Raw genomic sequence first — 14,693 nt, 5'->3', positions numbered from 1 at the left:
ATGAACTTGCTTGCATTGACGCACCCCGATCTGGTTTTTATCAACCCGCCGCACCGTACGCCTGAAGCGCTGATCCGCTGGCTCGCCGAACCGCTCGCCAGGCGAAAAATCATCTGCGATAAAGAAACATTCATCCAGAGCGTGTTACAGCGCGAAAGCGAAGGCCCTACCGCGCTGGGTGAAGCGCTCGCCGTTCCGCACGGTAAAACCGAGGCGGTGCAGCAGGCGGCGTTTTGTGTGGCACTCTTTGACGATCCGATACGCTGGCCGGGGCTGGACGGTGATGAAGAGGTCAGAATGGTTTTCCTGCTCGCCATTCCGCCCGCGGAAGCAGGCAGTACCCACATGCAGCTGCTGACGACGCTGACCAGTTTATTGACAGAAGATCGAGTGCGCGCGCAGCTTCTGGCGGCGCGCACCCGGGAAGAGGCGATGTCCGCCCTGAGTGCTGAAGAACCTCAAAAACAGGATGCGGCCCCTGACCGCTCCCTTCTCATTCCGGTGATACTGGGCAGTATCGCTACCGCAGCCTTTTTACAGGCAGGATTGAGCTGGGCCTGCGCGGTGAGTTAACCGAACGGCGCTCAGCATGTACCACGTTGAGCGCTTGTTTTTGTTGAATAATTAATCGGATTTTTCCTTCGCGTCTTTACAAAGGCTGAAGCGCCCGCCGTTTGTACTCTCGTCTTTTTACTTTGTTCTGCGTCAAATAAATCGCAAACTTGTTTGATGCAAATCACTATATGTAGAACTTAAAATGCACGCCGACCCAACATCTTGTATTAATCGTCTACTATTCCAACAACAAGACGGCGCTTACGCTGGCCGGAATTGTGGATAACACGAGCTGGGAACGGGGGAAGTCTTTGGCCTGGCGGGGAATATGTCCGGTGAATACTTCTCCACCTCTGTGGATAACCTGTTTTTAAAAATGGAGTGATCATGACACCGCATGTGATGAAACGTGATGGCTGTAAAGTGCCGTTTAAATCAGAGCGCATCCAGGAAGCCATTCTGCGTGCAGCTAAAGCAGCGGGAGTCGATGACGCAGATTACTGCGCCACCGTCGCAGAAGTCGTTAGCAGCCAGATGACTGAACGCAGCCAGGTCGATATCAACGAGATCCAGACCGCGGTTGAAAACCAGCTGATGGCTGGCCCCTACAAACAGTTAGCCCGCGCCTACATTGAGTATCGCCACGATCGCGACGTGCAGCGTGAGAAGCGCGGTCGCCTGAATCAGGAGATCCGTGGCCTGGTGGAGCAGACCAACTCTGCCCTGCTCAATGAAAACGCCAACAAAGACAGCAAAGTGATCCCGACCCAGCGCGATCTGCTGGCCGGTATCGTCGCCAAACACTATGCCCGCCAGCATCTGCTGCCGCGCGACGTGGTCTCGGCACACGAGCGCGGCGAGATCCACTATCACGACCTCGATTACTCGCCGTTCTTCCCGATGTTCAACTGCATGCTGATCGACCTGAAAGGCATGCTGACCCAGGGCTTTAAAATGGGTAATGCCGAGATTGAACCGCCTAAGTCGATCTCCACGGCGACAGCGGTAACGGCACAGATTATCGCTCAGGTGGCGAGCCACATTTATGGCGGGACCACCATTAACCGCATTGACGAAGTGCTGGCCCCGTTCGTGACGGCGAGCTTCAACAAGCATCGGAAAACTGCCGAAGAGTGGCAGATCCCGGACGCGGACGGCTATGCGCGCTCCCGTACCGAAAAAGAGTGCTACGACGCGTTCCAGTCGCTGGAATATGAAGTGAACACGCTGCATACCGCCAACGGGCAGACGCCGTTTGTGACCTTCGGTTTTGGCCTGGGCACCAGCTGGGAATCACGCCTGATCCAGCAGTCCATTCTGCGCAACCGTATTTCCGGCCTCGGCAAGAACCGCAAAACCGCGGTGTTCCCGAAACTGGTGTTCGCCATCCGCGACGGCCTGAACCACAAGTTTGGCGATCCGAACTACGACATCAAACAGCTGGCGCTGGAGTGCGCGAGCAAGCGCATGTACCCGGACATTCTGAACTACGACCAGGTGGTAAAAGTCACCGGCTCGTTTAAAACGCCTATGGGCTGCCGCAGCTTCCTCGGGGTGTACGAGGATGAAAACGGCGAGCAGATCCACGACGGGCGTAACAACCTGGGCGTCATCAGCCTGAACCTGCCGCGCATCGCGCTGGAGGCCAAAGGCAATGAAGCTGAATTCTGGAAACTGCTGGATGAGCGCCTGCAGCTGGCGCGTAAGGCGCTGATGACCCGTATCGCACGCCTTGAAGGGGTGAAAGCCCGCGTGGCGCCCATCCTCTATATGGAAGGGGCCTGCGGCGTGCGCCTGAAGGCGGACGATGACGTGTCCGAGATCTTCAAAAACGGCCGCGCGTCGATTTCGCTGGGCTATATCGGCATCCACGAAACCATCAACGCCCTGTCTGGCGACGCGCATATGTACGACAGCGAGGCCCTGCGCGAAAAAGGCATTGCGATTGTCCAGCGCCTGCGCGACGCGGTTGACCAGTGGAAAGAGGAAACTGGCTACGGGTTTAGCCTTTACAGTACGCCGAGCGAGAACCTGTGCGACCGCTTCTGCCGTCTGGACACCGCCGAGTTCGGGATTGTGGAAGGCGTGACCGACAAAGGGTACTACACCAACAGCTTCCACCTCGACGTGGAGAAAAAGGTAAACCCGTACGACAAGATCGACTTCGAAGCGGCCTATCCACCCATCGCCAGCGGCGGCTTCATCTGCTACGGCGAGTACCCGAACATCCAGCACAACCTGAAGGCGCTGGAAGACGTGTGGGATTATAGCTATCAGCACGTGCCGTATTACGGGACCAATACGCCAATCGACGAATGCTACGAGTGTGGCTTTACCGGTGAGTTCGAGTGTACGAGCAAAGGCTTTACCTGCCCGAAATGCGGCAACCACGATGCAGCCCGTGTCTCCGTGACCCGCCGCGTGTGCGGCTATCTCGGCAGCCCGGATGCCCGTCCGTTTAACGCCGGCAAGCAGGAAGAGGTGAAGCGCCGGGTGAAACATCTGGGGAATGGGCAGATCGGTTGAGCCACTGCCACATTTATGCCCGGTGGCGCTACGCTTACCGGGCCTACAATCCGCACTCACACTGTACCCGGCTTGGTTAACCGCTATGAACTACCATCAGTACTACCCCGTCGATATTGTCAACGGCCCCGGCACCCGCTGCACCCTGTTCATTTCAGGCTGCGTACATGAGTGCCCCGGCTGCTACAACAAAAGCACCTGGCGCGTAAATTCCGGCATGCCGTTTACCGCTGAAATGGAAGACCGCATCATCAACGACCTGAACGACACGCGCATCAAACGCCAGGGGATTTCGCTCTCCGGCGGCGATCCGCTCCATCCGCAAAACGTGCCGGAGATCCTGAAGCTGGTGAAACGCATTCGCCGCGAGTGCGCGGGAAAAGATATCTGGGTCTGGACGGGATATAAGCTGGAAGAGCTGAATGCTGCTCAAAGGGAAGTCGTGGATTTGATTAACGTGCTGGTGGACGGCAAGTTCGTGAAGGATTTGAAAGACCCGGCCCTGATCTGGCGCGGCAGCAGTAACCAGGTTGTACATCATTTACGGTGAATGAAGGCGGATAACCTCTATCCGCCTGGCCTCAAAACCGGCTCAAACTCTCCATCGCCTCAGCCTTAAACGCCGCAAAATCCTCGCACTGGCACAGGCGCGCCATCGCGCGTTCTCGCAGGAAAGTGACGAAGATGTCATAAATCGCCATCGCCTCTTCGTACTCGCTTTTGCTGATGGCGAGCAGGAAGATGACGTGCGCCGTTTCATCCCCCCACTGAATACCCTGCGGAGCCAGCACCGTATAGACCACCGTTTTCTGTGCCAGCAGGCCGAGGGAGTGCGGCAGCGCGATACCGTCGCCGAGCATGGTGCTGACGATAGCTTCACGCTCAACGACCGAATCCAGAAACTCCGCGCCGACAAAGCCTTCGGCCTCAAGCTGTTCACACAGCTCGCGGAACAGCGTTTGCTGGTCAACAGGCTTGTCGAGAATGCGAAAATGGGCCGCGTCGAAGTATTTCTCCAGCATCCACGGGCGGGTGCGGTCCACCAGCACCAGCTTGCCGATCTGCTCCAATTGATAATCGGTCGGGAACGGGGCGATCGTCACCACCGGTTTAGATTTTTCACTCACGCGGGCGGTGGAGATGACAAAGTCTTCACCGATGGCATCCGCAAGCTCGTATTCGCGCAGAGTGAGCGTGCGCGTCACCTCGATCTGCGGGTATTTGCGCTGGAGCACCGCCTCGATCATGCGCACCATCGCATTACCGGCGTCGCACACCAGCAGCACGCGCGGCTGGCGCTGGTAGCCGATGTTGTAGTGGCGCTCCAGCCCCACGCCGATGTGCAGCACCAGAAAACCAATCTCGTTCTCGCTGATCGCATACGGGGTGTATTTCCCCCAGCTCGACACCGCCGCGAGTGTCATATCCCACGCCATCGGATAGTGCTGCTTGATGTTGTCCAGCAGCGGATTGGGGATCATGATTTGATAGCGCACGCGGGTGATCATGGTTTTGATGTGCGTGAGCAGATCGGCGTGCAGCTGCGCGTCGCTGAGCAGGTTGTAGTTATAGTGGGTGTTGATGTAGCGCAGGATATAGTTGACCAGCGCTTCGTCGTCGTCGGCGTTAATCGCGCTGGGGGCAATCTCCTGAATCTGCCGCGCCGCGATGTGGACGCACAGCCAGCTCTCTTCCGATGGCGCAAGCGCCTTGCCCGCCAGCTCCTGAATGGCCACCGCGATATCCTTCGCCGCCTCGCGCACGTTCTCTTCCACGTCTTCCGCGTGGAATTCCGGCAGCGGATACCCCTCGCTGATGCGCCGCACCGACACCGCGCAGTACAGGCGCAGGAACAGTTCGCCTTCGTCGGTCAGACGAATGTGATGGCGGGTGAGCGCGTCGTGAAGCACGACCACCATCTGCTCCGGTACCCCGGCGTTGAGCGCGACCTCCGTCACCAGCGGGTTAAGGCTGTCCTGCTGCGCCAGCTCCCACAGAAGATCGGTCAGGCAGGCGCGGACCGACATCTCGCTGCCAAACAGCTTCATGCCGTGGCGCGGGCGGGTTTCCAGCGTCAGGTTATAGCGCTGGAACCACTCGCGCACTTCCACCATGTCGCTCTGCAAGGTGGCGCGGCTGATAAACCACTCGTCGGCCAGATCTTCAAGCTTAAGTGAAAACGCCGACGTCAGGAAACGCACCACCAGATAGTGCACGCGCTCCGGTCCCGTTCGGGGAATACGCAGCGCGCGCGGGTGCGATGCCTGCAGCTGCTGATAGCGCTCGGCATCGTCAATTTTAAGCTGGTAGCCGTTACCCCGGCTCAGAATAAACTGCGCGCCGTGGCTCGCCAGCAGCGCGTTCAGGGCGGTGATATCTGCGCGGACGGTTCGCGTGGAGACCGACAGCCGCTGCGCCAGCTCGTCCTGCGGCAGCGTCTCGTTTTGCAACAGATCGAAAAGTTGCGCTAAACGTTGGTTCGGAAATCGCACGTCGTTGTCCTCTTACTGCTCAGGGTGAAATGACCATCTGGGATGGGCTGCCGACCGGGGTATAGTCTGGCTCGAAGCTCAGCTTGCCGTCCTGCGCCACGCGGAAACGGGTAATGTTGTCGCTGCGCTGGTTCATGACGTACAGCCAGCGGCCCTGCTGATCGAGCGTCAGGGTGCGCGGGTAGTCGCCGCGCGTCCAGACATCCTCCTGATGTGTCAGCGTGCCCTCCGCTGTTACGGTAAAGTGCCCGATGCTGTTATGCAAACGGTTCGCCACGTACAGCTGTTTACCATCGGCGCTTAGCGCCAGCCCGGCAGCAAAACTGGTGCCTTTATAGCCGTCCGGCAGGGCAGAGACCGTTTTGCCCTCTTTCAGTCTGCCGCTGCTGTCCAGCGCATAATGGGTGAGCGTCGACGCCTCTTCGTTAATCAGCCACAGGGCATCGCCTTTCGGCGTAAAAACAAAATGACGCGGGCCGGCGCCTTTTGAGGAGGCGCTGATAAACGGCGGATCGTTCGGCGTGAGCTTTCCGGTTCGATCGTCAAAGCGGTACTGATAGATACGATCCAGCCCAAGATCGGTGGAAAAAACGTATTTCCCGCTCGGATCGGCGGCGATCATGTGCGCATGCGGGCCGTTGTGATCGCTGATGGCAAAGCTACCTTCGACAGCCGCTTCCGGCTTCGCCGCGCCCGGTTCGCCCTGGTCCTGATGCCTGTCCGTCGCGTCACCCAAGCTGCCGTCCGCGTTGACGGGCAAAACGGCAATCGATCCGCTGACGTAGTTCGCCACCAGCAGATGCTTGCCGTTTGGCGTTAGCGAAAGATACACCGGCCCGGCGCCGCCGGAGGCCACCTGATTCAGCTCGCTCAGCTCACCGTTATCGCCGACGCGCAGCGCCTGCACCACGCCCTGCTCCACTTCGCTTGCCAGATACAGCGTTTTACCGTCTTGCGAAAGGGTCAACTGCGCCGCGTTCGGCAGTTTGCTCACCAGCGTTTTGTTATCGAGCGCGCCGGTTTGCGGGTCAACGGTAAAACGGTACAGCCCTTCACCGTTCGGATTATAGGTGCCTACCCAGGCGTATTGCGTCTGGGCGATAGCGGCGGTGGCGAGCATTGAGAGTGAAGCGACAAGCAGGTTACGGGTGTGCATGGTGGCTCCTTTATATGTGTGAGTTCTACTTCACCAGCTTCTTCGTCATCGCCAGCAGTGTACGCACATCTTCGGGACGCGTATCGCCGCTGGCTTTGTCGATAATCGAGCTGTAGATATGCGGGATGATTTTGCTCACGCCCGCGTCGAGGGCGATCTGCAGGATCGCCTCATAGTTTTCCAGATCGATACCCCCCGTCGGCTCCAGCCAGAAGTCGTGACGGGCGCAGGCTTCCGCCACCGCCTGGTATTCGTCACGGCACTTGAGGCCGCCCATCGGGAAGTACTTAATCGAACTGCCGCCGAAGTCTTTCAGCAAGGCAATCGCCGTTTCAACCGGCACGATGCCGTCCGGCGCTTTGCTGCTCAGCGGGCCGGTGGAGATTTTCACCATACCGACGGTACCGGTCGGAGAGACCAGACCATTGACCACCGATTCATTCTGCCCCAGCAGCGCGCGGCTCGCGGCCACGCCGGTGAAGACCTGATTAACGTGCTGCGGCTGCACCTGGCGGGAGATCTCGCTCACCATCGCCGACTGGTTCGGATCGCCCGCGCCCAGCCCTACGGAGAGCGCGTTATCAATCAGCGCCGCGTATTCACGCATATCCGCGACCGCGCTCGCCACGTCCGGGTAATTTTTGGAGAGCACGCCCACCAGCACATGACCTTCCGCCGCCTCGTAAATGGCGCTGGCGTTGGCTTTCGAGCCGGCCAGCACGTTCAGGCAGACGCGGTCACGGTAAAAGTTGGGGGTCAGTTTCATGCGTTTTTCTCCTGTCCTAATACTTCGCTAATGCGGCGGTAGACGATGTTCAGCTGGTCAGCACTTACGCTGCGCACGTCCGCTTCGATAATCCCTTCGTTGGCCTTGTAGCCACGGAAATAGATGGCGTATTCGCCCTGCTTGAGCGCGTTCACCAGGTCACCCGTGCCGACGCCAGTGGTGGCTTCGTCGAACTTAATTTCGGTGCGGGCGATATCGCGACCCGCGCTGTCCCAGACCACGCGCGCGGTGACGCCGTTCAGGGTGTTGAGCGCGTCGATAAACGGTGTCATCTTCGCCACCATCTCGGCACCGCTCTCTTTGGTGGCCGTCAGGTAGTGTTCGATGGCGCAGGTCAGGCCGAGGATCCCCTCTTTACCCACCTTCATGGCGCGGCCAATGCCCGCCGTCTGGCGCTTCACCCACTCGACGTACTGGGTTTTGCCGATTACCAGGCCGCTGGTTGGCCCCTCGATCGCCTTCGCGCCGCTGTAAATCACCAGATCCGCGCCGGAGCGGTAGTACACGTGCAGATCTTCTTCCGCCGCAGCATCAACGATCAGCGGCAGGGAGTGTTTACGTGCGACGACTGCCGCCTGCTCGACGCTGAGCATGCTTTTCTGCACGCAGTGGTGCGATTTGATGTAGAGGATCGCCGCCGTGCGCGGGGTGATGGCCGCCGCCAGCTGGTCGGCGGAGCATTCGTTGGCGTAACCCGCTTCCACCAGCTTGCCGCCGCCCAGCGCCACCATGGTGCCGACCGGCGCGCCAAAGTTAACGTTGTGGCCTTTCGGCAGGACGATTTCATTGTTCTCGATTGGCGTGACGTGCAGGTTTTCCAGCAGCCAGTCGCTGTCTTTTACCAGCACCGCCGCCACGGACTGGGCGATGCCCGCCGACGCGCAGGAGACCACCGTCGCGCCTTCCACATCCAGCAGCTTCGCGATGTATTCCCCGGTTTTGTTAACCAGATCCTTCATCTCGAAGTAATGATTCATGCCGTCCATCGCCGCCTGCACTACTTCCGGGCGCGGCGTGGAGACGCCCAGCGCCGTCATGCGGCCAGAGGTGTTGATAACCTGCTTTAAATTATACTTCTCATAAATCGAAGGCATGTTCCGTGCTCCCTTGTTCGGTCATGTAGCCCTTGCCCGCGCGGATCGCGGCAAGCGGCACCAGAATGTGTTCAGCCTGCAGGCTGTCGTTTTCAGCGTCCGTCAGCACCGTTGGCTGGCGTTTAATCGTGAACAGCGTCAGGTCGGCGTCGAGACCCGGCTGGATGCGACCCTTGCGCGTCAGGCGCAGGCCGTCGGCGGCGTTCGAGGTCACGCAGTCAATCACCTGCGGCAATGACATGCCGATGGCGAGAAACTTCGACATCACGCTTGCCAGCGAGCCAACCGGGCCGTTGATGCGGTTGCGGCAGTAGATATCCGAGCTGATGGTGTGCGGCAGAATGCCCATCGCGATGGCGCGTTTCGCCACCTCAAAGCTGAAGCTCGCCGTACCGTGGCCGACGTCCAGACGCACGCCGCGCTTAAGGGCGGAGGTGATGGAGGCGCGCAGCTCGCCGGACGGCGTCAGAATGCGGTTAGGCTTGCCGTTGTAGCAGTGGGTAATGATGTCGCCGGAGCTTAACAGCTCGGCGATTTCATCGAGGTTCGGCGGGTTATTGCCGATGTGCACCATCAGCGGCAAATCGCCATTCTCTTTCTGGATGGCTTTGGCGCGCTCCAGCGGCGTGATGCCGTTTTCACCGACCACGCTGCTGCTCATGCGCGCCTTCAGGCCGACAATAAAATCCGGGTGGCGCTTCACCGCCTGCTTCACCGCATCGGCGTCAATATTTGCCATGTTGGCCAGCTCGTTCTGGGCAATCAGCCCCACGCGGGAGATATTCAGCAGGGCAAAGACGTCGGTGGAGGCTTTGCGGGTGATTTCATAAAAATCGTCCACGTCGTCGGCCCCGGTACTGCCCGCGTCCACCACGGTAGTGACGCCGGTGGCAATACCCACGCTGTCCGGCTCGTCGTGGTAAATCGGTGAGTTCGGGTAGCAGTGAACGTGGGAGTCAATCCAGCCCGCGCTAACGTACACGTCACCGTTAAGCTCAACCGTTTTACGGGCGGGAGCGTCAATTTCGCCCGTCGCGGCGATCTTCCCGTCCTGAATGGCGATATCGGTCAGGGTATCGTCGGCGAGGCGCGCACGGCGCAGGAGTAAATCAAACATGAGGATCTCCTGATAGGGCGGGCGCCGGAGCGCCCGCGGGTATTAAAGGGCGACCGGGAACAGCCATCCCAAAATCATTGCGCCGAGGATGGCGCCACCGGTAATCGGCTTCTGCCAGATGTAGAACAGCAGCGCGCCCACCAGCGAACCGACGCCGATTGGAATGGAGGCGGTCATCGCGCTGAGGATAATCAGCGGCCCGAGGAAGCGGCCGGAGGCGTTACCCGCGCCCATCATCACGTCTGCGCCGTAGGTGGAGTTGCTCTGGTTGATGGTGAACTTACGCGCCAGGATGATGACGTAGCCAATCGCCAGACCAATCACCAGGCCGGTAATCAGCGAGGCAATGAAGTTGGTCACCGGGAACATGATCCCCGCGCCCAGCAGCAGCGCCGGTACGCCGAGGCCCACGCCGGTCTGGATCGCCCCACCGATGTCGAGAATACCCACCAGCGACCCTTCAATAATGCGGGCGAACAGGAAGCTCGCGCCGAACGCCGCCACCGCGCCGTAGACGCCGGTATCGATGCCCGCTTTCAGCATCGCCACGAAGGCCACTTCGTTAAACGCGCCGATGCCGTAGAGGTAGTACATGTGCGTCCCGGCGAAGACGCCGGAGGAGAGCAGGCCAACGAAGATCGGGAACGACCAGTCGGCATACCAAAAACCTTTATTCTGTTCCATTTAGAGGCTCCTGTTATTTACCGCTGAGCGAGTTGTGGATCATGTCGAGCCAGTTCGGCACGGTCAGATGGAAGGATTCGATCATCTTCATGTCGAAGCCGCGGAAGAAGCCGCTCAACACGAACAGCAGGACGATCGCCGCCATCATCACTTTGGTGACGTGGTTCCAGCCGCTCTCCTCAACGCCTTTACCGATCAGGATGCCGAGAACCAGACCCGGTACGGCGTTCCCCATGATCAGCTGCGCCGCGCCGCCAAAGATGGTGGCCCAGAAGCCCGATTTTTTACCCGCGTCGATGGCCGCCAGCCAGAAGATCACCGGCATCACGGTGTTAACCAGCAGGTTCGCGGCAGGCACCAGCACCTTCACGGCGGTGACCTGCAGCGCTGCCGGCACGGAGGAGGCGGTCAGGTTCAGGAAGGTGACGACGAGCATGCCAATCACGCCGCAGGCAATCGCCATTTTGCGGGGATCGTGCAGCGTTTCGCCGACGTTACGGTTTTTGATCATCAGTGCAGCAGCACCCCAGTTCGGGATGATGCGGTGGTCAACGTCCTGTGTGAAGGCACCTGCAGCCACGGAAGAGGCCCAGGCGTTAAAGAAGAAACCTAACCCAAAGGAGAAGTGGGACGCCGGATCCCCTTCACAGGAGTTCAGTTCCCCCAACGTACGAAACGCGCCCATACCCTGAGTGGTAGGCGCATGAAACATGCGTGCAGCCCCGGCTCCGACACCGACGCCAACCAGGCCGCCAATGATGAGCGATTTTATTAATATAATTAAGAACATCAGTCTGCCCTTTTATGAATAATCAGCGTTGCGTGACGAAATCCACCCGGTCAAGATTGATGGCGGTCACGTTGACGGTCACATCCAGCTCCACGCTGTAGGTGCGTCTTTCCCGGCGCAAAAAGAAGAACAGAAACGCTTCTTTACGCACCGCTTCTTGCGCCTGAACAACCTGCACATCCTGTGGCTCAATACGCAGTAAGATATGCGGTGAGGCTTTCATCACCGCGGCCTGAACGTGGTTGAGCGCGTCGGCAAAGGCGCGCGCTTTGGCGTCGCCCTTCCCCTTCACTCTCACCGTGGTTGTGAACTGTTCTTTCATGCTTATGCGCCGTATTTCTTCTGCCACGCCTGCACCAGACGCTCGCCCAGCTCTTCTTTATCCATAAAGCCAAAGCCCAGCACGTTGCAGCCTTCGTTGATGGCGGTCACGCCCTCTTCCACGGAACGCATGCCGTATTTGGCCTTGTAGCCATATTTGGTTTGGGCGGTGATGGCACCCGCGCCGCCGCTGCCGCAGAAGGAGATGCCGAAGGTGGCGTTTTCCGCTTTCATTACGTCGCCGAGCTTCATGTCCGCCGCCATGCCCGGCACAACCACTGCGCGTCCACCTGCTTTTTCCACACCCGCAGCCACTTTCTGACCTTTACCCAGGCGATCGCCAATCACGACTGTAATCTGTTCCATGTGTTGCTCCTTAAAGGTTGTCTTTCGCGACTTCAAAGTGAACGGAGAGCAGCCAGGCCTCTTCATCAGGAAGGTTGCCAAACTGCGCCACCACTTCACGGGCAAGCTGCATTGAATCTGGTGAAATTTCGTCGAACAACTCTGCTTCAACCTCCGGCAGCGGCTCGCCGGTCACGGACCGGTGCGCCATTGCGCGAACGTGGGAGGTGAGCATCTGCTCCTGTACCGCATTGGGGATGATGTTGTGCCGGGCCAGCAGGGCATAAACCTGCTGCAGCATGGTGTTCGCGAGCTGTTCTGTTTGCACCGCCTGTTCCCCAACGTCGTTCATTACCGCTCCGTTAATCACTCGTCTTACCCCGTTAATGGCTCTGGAATAAAACTAACGTTGGGCGTGGAGGGTTTGTAGCGAGTTGTTTTCCACTTCGAAGTGGAAAGGCGAGCCGCAGCAGTGATCTGTGCCACATAAATATGGTGAATCTGGATTAACGGCCGCATTTGCGTGATGAATATCACGCTATTAAGCGGCACTAAACAGGTAAGCGGAGTGGAAAAGTTTACGAGCAGGCTCGTAGAAATGTGACGTGGATAAGGTTTTCTTATGGGGATTCGCTAGAGTGGCTGCGGGTGCTTGAGACTGACCGTCTCAGGCATGGGACGGAAAGTGGAAAGCCCCGCCTGATAGAAAATCAGGGCGGGGGCTCGAAACGACACGTCACGACCGTGGAGTTCGCTACCTCGCCCGCTTTACAGCAAGGAGGCATCCATGAAACGCCGATCCCCAATTATCCGGGTTTCGATGATTGTTGCTTTGACAATAATCATCTTAACGCTGGTGACGAGGAAAACACTGTGCGAGATCCGTTTTCGAAACGGCTCGCTTGAAGTGACAGCGCGGATGGATTGTCGCTCCGGCCAGTAGGGAGCAAGGATGCGGGGGCGCTTAGTGCGCCTCCGCATACGGAGGAAGGACGTACAGCTCAGGCACCCAATTAACGGTATTTCTTGTGGTACGTGTTGCGCGTCGCCACAAACTGGTCGGCCGCCGCCTGGGCTTCCTTCACTTTGCCTTCGTTAGCCAGCTTCAGCGCGCCGTCGATCTGACCGACCAGCACGTCAAAGCCGTGGCGATAGTCTTTCATCTCTGCGCTGTCTGCCGCTTTGCTTTCCAGCTTTGGCGGCGTCGCTTTTTGCGCGTCCAGCGCCGCTTCACGCATTTTGGTCAGTGCGCCTTTCATTTCCGCCGCATTGTCCGTTTTCTGCACTACCTTCAGGTTTTGACTGAGGATGTCCATGTTGTCTTCGAGATCGGCAGCAAACGCAGAAGAGCCAAGAACCAGCGTTGAAGCCGCGACGATCGCTAACAGGTGTTTACGCATTGCTCACTTCCTTTTTTATTATTAAAACGCTTTTCGGGTATTACTGGCCGGCGATTTTCATTTCCGGCAGTAATACAGAACCACACTGTATATTGCTACGTGTTTCAATATCGTTACCGACCGTAACGATATTGCGCCACATGTCCTTCAGGTTACCGGCGATGGTAATTTCGCTCACCGGATACTGAATTTCGCCGTTTTCGACCCAGAAGCCTGCCGCACCGCGAGAATAGTCGCCGGTGATGCCGCTTACGCCCTGGCCCATCAGCTCGGTGACCACCAGACCGGTGCCCATCTCTTTCAGCATCTGCTCGAAGTTCAGGCCCTGACCGGCAATGCGCCAGTTGTGGATCCCGCCCGCATGTCCGGTGCTTTTCAGCCCCAGCTTGCGCGCGGAGTAGTTGGTCAGCAGCCACTGGGTCAGAATGCCGTCTTTAACGATATCGCGGCGTTCCGTGCGCACGCCTTCGCTGTCGAATGGCGTGGAGGCCAGCCCTTTCAGCAGGTGCGGATGTTCCTCGATAGTCAGCCACTCCGGCAGGATCTGCTTGCCCAGCGAGTCGAGCAGGAAGGTCGATTTACGGTACACCGAGCCGCCCGCGATAGCGCCCACCAGATGACCAAACAGACCGGTCGCCACTTCATTGGCAAAAATGACCGGGGCCTTCATAGTGGAGAGCTTACGCGGCGACAGGCGAGACAGCGTGCGTTCGGCACACTCTTTGCCCACCCACTCAGGAGACTGCAAATCCCCCAGCGCGCGGCCAATGGTGTAGGCGTAGTCACGCTCCATATCGCCGTTCTCTTCGGCAATTACGCAGCTTGAAAGCGAGTGACGGGTGGAGCAGTAGCCCTGCAGCATGCCGTGGCTGTTGCCGAAAACTTTGATGCCGTAGTGGCTGTTGAAGCTGCCGCCTTCGGTATTCGTGATGCGCTTGTCAGCCTGCAAAGACGCCTGCTCGGCGCGCGCGGCCAGTTCAATCGCTTCATCCGGCGTGACTTCAGCCGGATGGAACAGATCGAGATCCGGCGCGTCAAACGCCAGCAGATCTTTATCCGCCACGCCTGCGTAAGGATCCGGAGAGGTGTAACGGGCGATATCCAGCGCCGCCTGCACCGTGCGGGCGATGGCATCCGGGCTGAGATCGGTGGACGACGCGCTGCCTTTGCGGTTCTGGTGATACACCGTGATCCCAAGCGCGCCATCGCTGTTAAATTCTACATTCTCCACTTCGCCATAGCGGGTGCTCACGCTAATGCCGGTGGTTTTGCTGACCGCCACTTCGGCGCCATCTGATTTACCTGAAGCGAGCGTCAGCGCGGTGGAGACGGCTTCTTCCAGAATCTTACGCTGCGCTTCAACTTGTGAGGTTACTTTCATCGCAAATGCCATACTGTAAGAGAGAGTTAAGTGAAGTCTAACAGA

The 14,693-nt window shown here is 58.6% G+C and carries 16 protein-coding genes; 4 read left to right on the top strand and 12 right to left on the bottom strand.

Going from position 1 to position 14,693, the window contains the following annotated elements; genetic code table 11:
- From OKF39_RS03390 to nrdG, 3 genes are all read left to right on the top strand, one after another.
- A complete protein-coding gene (locus OKF39_RS03390; RefSeq protein WP_395278172.1) occupies window positions 1–573 on the top strand; it encodes a fructose PTS transporter subunit IIA in 573 nt (190 codons plus the stop codon).
- Between the two features lie 369 nt (window positions 574–942).
- A complete protein-coding gene (gene nrdD, locus OKF39_RS03385) occupies window positions 943–3,081 on the top strand; it encodes an anaerobic ribonucleoside-triphosphate reductase (RefSeq protein WP_028015304.1) in 2,139 nt (712 codons plus the stop codon).
- Window positions 3,082–3,166: 85 nt separating this feature from the next.
- Window positions 3,167–3,631, top strand: coding sequence for an anaerobic ribonucleoside-triphosphate reductase-activating protein (gene nrdG / locus OKF39_RS03380; protein WP_479983469.1), 465 nt, complete (start codon window positions 3,167–3,169; stop codon window positions 3,629–3,631).
- Between the two features lie 31 nt (window positions 3,632–3,662).
- On the opposite strand, the gene OKF39_RS03375 is transcribed toward nrdG, so the two are convergent.
- From OKF39_RS03375 to OKF39_RS03330, 10 genes are read right to left on the bottom strand one after another with little or no spacing between them, the layout of a single operon-like run.
- On the bottom strand, window positions 3,663–5,573 hold the full coding sequence (locus OKF39_RS03375; RefSeq protein ID WP_479983468.1) for a BglG family transcription antiterminator: 1,911 nt from the start codon (window positions 5,571–5,573) through the stop codon (window positions 3,663–3,665).
- A gap of 19 nt (window positions 5,574–5,592) precedes the next feature.
- Window positions 5,593–6,729 (bottom strand): lactonase family protein, encoded by a 1,137-nt coding sequence (locus OKF39_RS03370; protein ID WP_063942969.1) that lies wholly within the window; start codon window positions 6,727–6,729, stop codon window positions 5,593–5,595.
- A 25-nt stretch (window positions 6,730–6,754) separates the two neighbouring features.
- Complete coding sequence (gene dagF / locus OKF39_RS03365; protein ID WP_041911457.1) at window positions 6,755–7,495, bottom strand: 2-dehydro-3-deoxy-phosphogluconate aldolase; 741 nt, start codon at window positions 7,493–7,495, stop codon at window positions 6,755–6,757.
- A complete protein-coding gene (locus OKF39_RS03360; protein ID WP_028015299.1) occupies window positions 7,492–8,610 on the bottom strand; it encodes a DgaE family pyridoxal phosphate-dependent ammonia lyase in 1,119 nt (372 codons plus the stop codon). The genes dagF and OKF39_RS03360 overlap by 4 nt, the downstream gene beginning before the upstream one ends.
- Window positions 8,594–9,727 (bottom strand): amidohydrolase/deacetylase family metallohydrolase, encoded by a 1,134-nt coding sequence (locus tag OKF39_RS03355; protein WP_028015298.1) that lies wholly within the window; start codon window positions 9,725–9,727, stop codon window positions 8,594–8,596. Before OKF39_RS03355 ends, OKF39_RS03360 begins: the two co-directional genes overlap by 17 nt.
- A gap of 42 nt (window positions 9,728–9,769) precedes the next feature.
- On the bottom strand, window positions 9,770–10,411 hold the full coding sequence (locus tag OKF39_RS03350) for a DUF4310 family protein (RefSeq protein WP_003856081.1): 642 nt from the start codon (window positions 10,409–10,411) through the stop codon (window positions 9,770–9,772).
- Window positions 10,412–10,424: 13 nt separating this feature from the next.
- A complete protein-coding gene (locus OKF39_RS03345; protein ID WP_023310182.1) occupies window positions 10,425–11,201 on the bottom strand; it encodes a DUF4311 domain-containing protein in 777 nt (258 codons plus the stop codon).
- 22 nt (window positions 11,202–11,223) lie between these two features.
- On the bottom strand, window positions 11,224–11,523 hold the full coding sequence (locus tag OKF39_RS03340; protein ID WP_008501409.1) for a DUF4312 family protein: 300 nt from the start codon (window positions 11,521–11,523) through the stop codon (window positions 11,224–11,226).
- Window positions 11,524–11,525: 2 nt separating this feature from the next.
- Entirely contained in the window at window positions 11,526–11,888 is a 363-nt protein-coding gene (locus tag OKF39_RS03335; RefSeq protein WP_023293430.1) for an SFCGS family glycine-rich protein, read from the bottom strand.
- Window positions 11,889–11,898: 10 nt separating this feature from the next.
- Window positions 11,899–12,237, bottom strand: coding sequence for a PRD domain-containing protein (locus tag OKF39_RS03330; RefSeq protein WP_026080657.1), 339 nt, complete (start codon window positions 12,235–12,237; stop codon window positions 11,899–11,901).
- 417 nt (window positions 12,238–12,654) lie between these two features.
- On the opposite strand from OKF39_RS03330, the gene OKF39_RS03325 reads away from it, so the two are divergent.
- A complete protein-coding gene (locus OKF39_RS03325; protein WP_072032036.1) occupies window positions 12,655–12,810 on the top strand; it encodes a Hok/Gef family protein in 156 nt (51 codons plus the stop codon).
- A 70-nt stretch (window positions 12,811–12,880) separates the two neighbouring features.
- Here OKF39_RS03325 and cybC read toward each other — a convergent pair whose 3' ends face one another.
- Window positions 12,881–13,267, bottom strand: coding sequence for a cytochrome b562 (gene cybC / locus OKF39_RS03320; protein WP_028015297.1), 387 nt, complete (start codon window positions 13,265–13,267; stop codon window positions 12,881–12,883).
- A 40-nt stretch (window positions 13,268–13,307) separates the two neighbouring features.
- A complete protein-coding gene (gene pmbA / locus OKF39_RS03315) occupies window positions 13,308–14,660 on the bottom strand; it encodes a metalloprotease PmbA (RefSeq protein ID WP_032644960.1) in 1,353 nt (450 codons plus the stop codon).
- Window positions 14,661–14,693 lie beyond the last annotated feature (33 nt).

Source organism: Enterobacter cloacae complex sp. HYC042_NIDB (genome assembly GCF_056673315.1).
Note: the sequence above shows the minus strand (reverse complement) of the source record. Positions and strands in the feature narration are given on the sequence as shown.

Coding starts and splice junctions, on each gene's coding strand:
- OKF39_RS03390 (WP_395278172.1), top strand. CDS start 1: ATGAACTTGCTTGCATTGACGCACCCCGATCTGGTTTTTATCAACCCG.
- nrdD (WP_028015304.1), top strand. CDS start 943: ATGACACCGCATGTGATGAAACGTGATGGCTGTAAAGTGCCGTTTAAA.
- nrdG (WP_479983469.1), top strand. CDS start 3,167: ATGAACTACCATCAGTACTACCCCGTCGATATTGTCAACGGCCCCGGC.
- OKF39_RS03370 (WP_063942969.1), bottom strand. CDS start 6,729: ATGCACACCCGTAACCTGCTTGTCGCTTCACTCTCAATGCTCGCCACC.
- dagF (WP_041911457.1), bottom strand. CDS start 7,495: ATGAAACTGACCCCCAACTTTTACCGTGACCGCGTCTGCCTGAACGTG.
- OKF39_RS03360 (WP_028015299.1), bottom strand. CDS start 8,610: ATGCCTTCGATTTATGAGAAGTATAATTTAAAGCAGGTTATCAACACC.
- OKF39_RS03355 (WP_028015298.1), bottom strand. CDS start 9,727: ATGTTTGATTTACTCCTGCGCCGTGCGCGCCTCGCCGACGATACCCTG.
- OKF39_RS03350 (WP_003856081.1), bottom strand. CDS start 10,411: ATGGAACAGAATAAAGGTTTTTGGTATGCCGACTGGTCGTTCCCGATC.
- OKF39_RS03345 (WP_023310182.1), bottom strand. CDS start 11,201: ATGTTCTTAATTATATTAATAAAATCGCTCATCATTGGCGGCCTGGTT.
- OKF39_RS03340 (WP_008501409.1), bottom strand. CDS start 11,523: ATGAAAGAACAGTTCACAACCACGGTGAGAGTGAAGGGGAAGGGCGAC.
- OKF39_RS03335 (WP_023293430.1), bottom strand. CDS start 11,888: ATGGAACAGATTACAGTCGTGATTGGCGATCGCCTGGGTAAAGGTCAG.
- OKF39_RS03325 (WP_072032036.1), top strand. CDS start 12,655: ATGAAACGCCGATCCCCAATTATCCGGGTTTCGATGATTGTTGCTTTG.
- cybC (WP_028015297.1), bottom strand. CDS start 13,267: ATGCGTAAACACCTGTTAGCGATCGTCGCGGCTTCAACGCTGGTTCTT.
- pmbA (WP_032644960.1), bottom strand. CDS start 14,660: ATGGCATTTGCGATGAAAGTAACCTCACAAGTTGAAGCGCAGCGTAAG.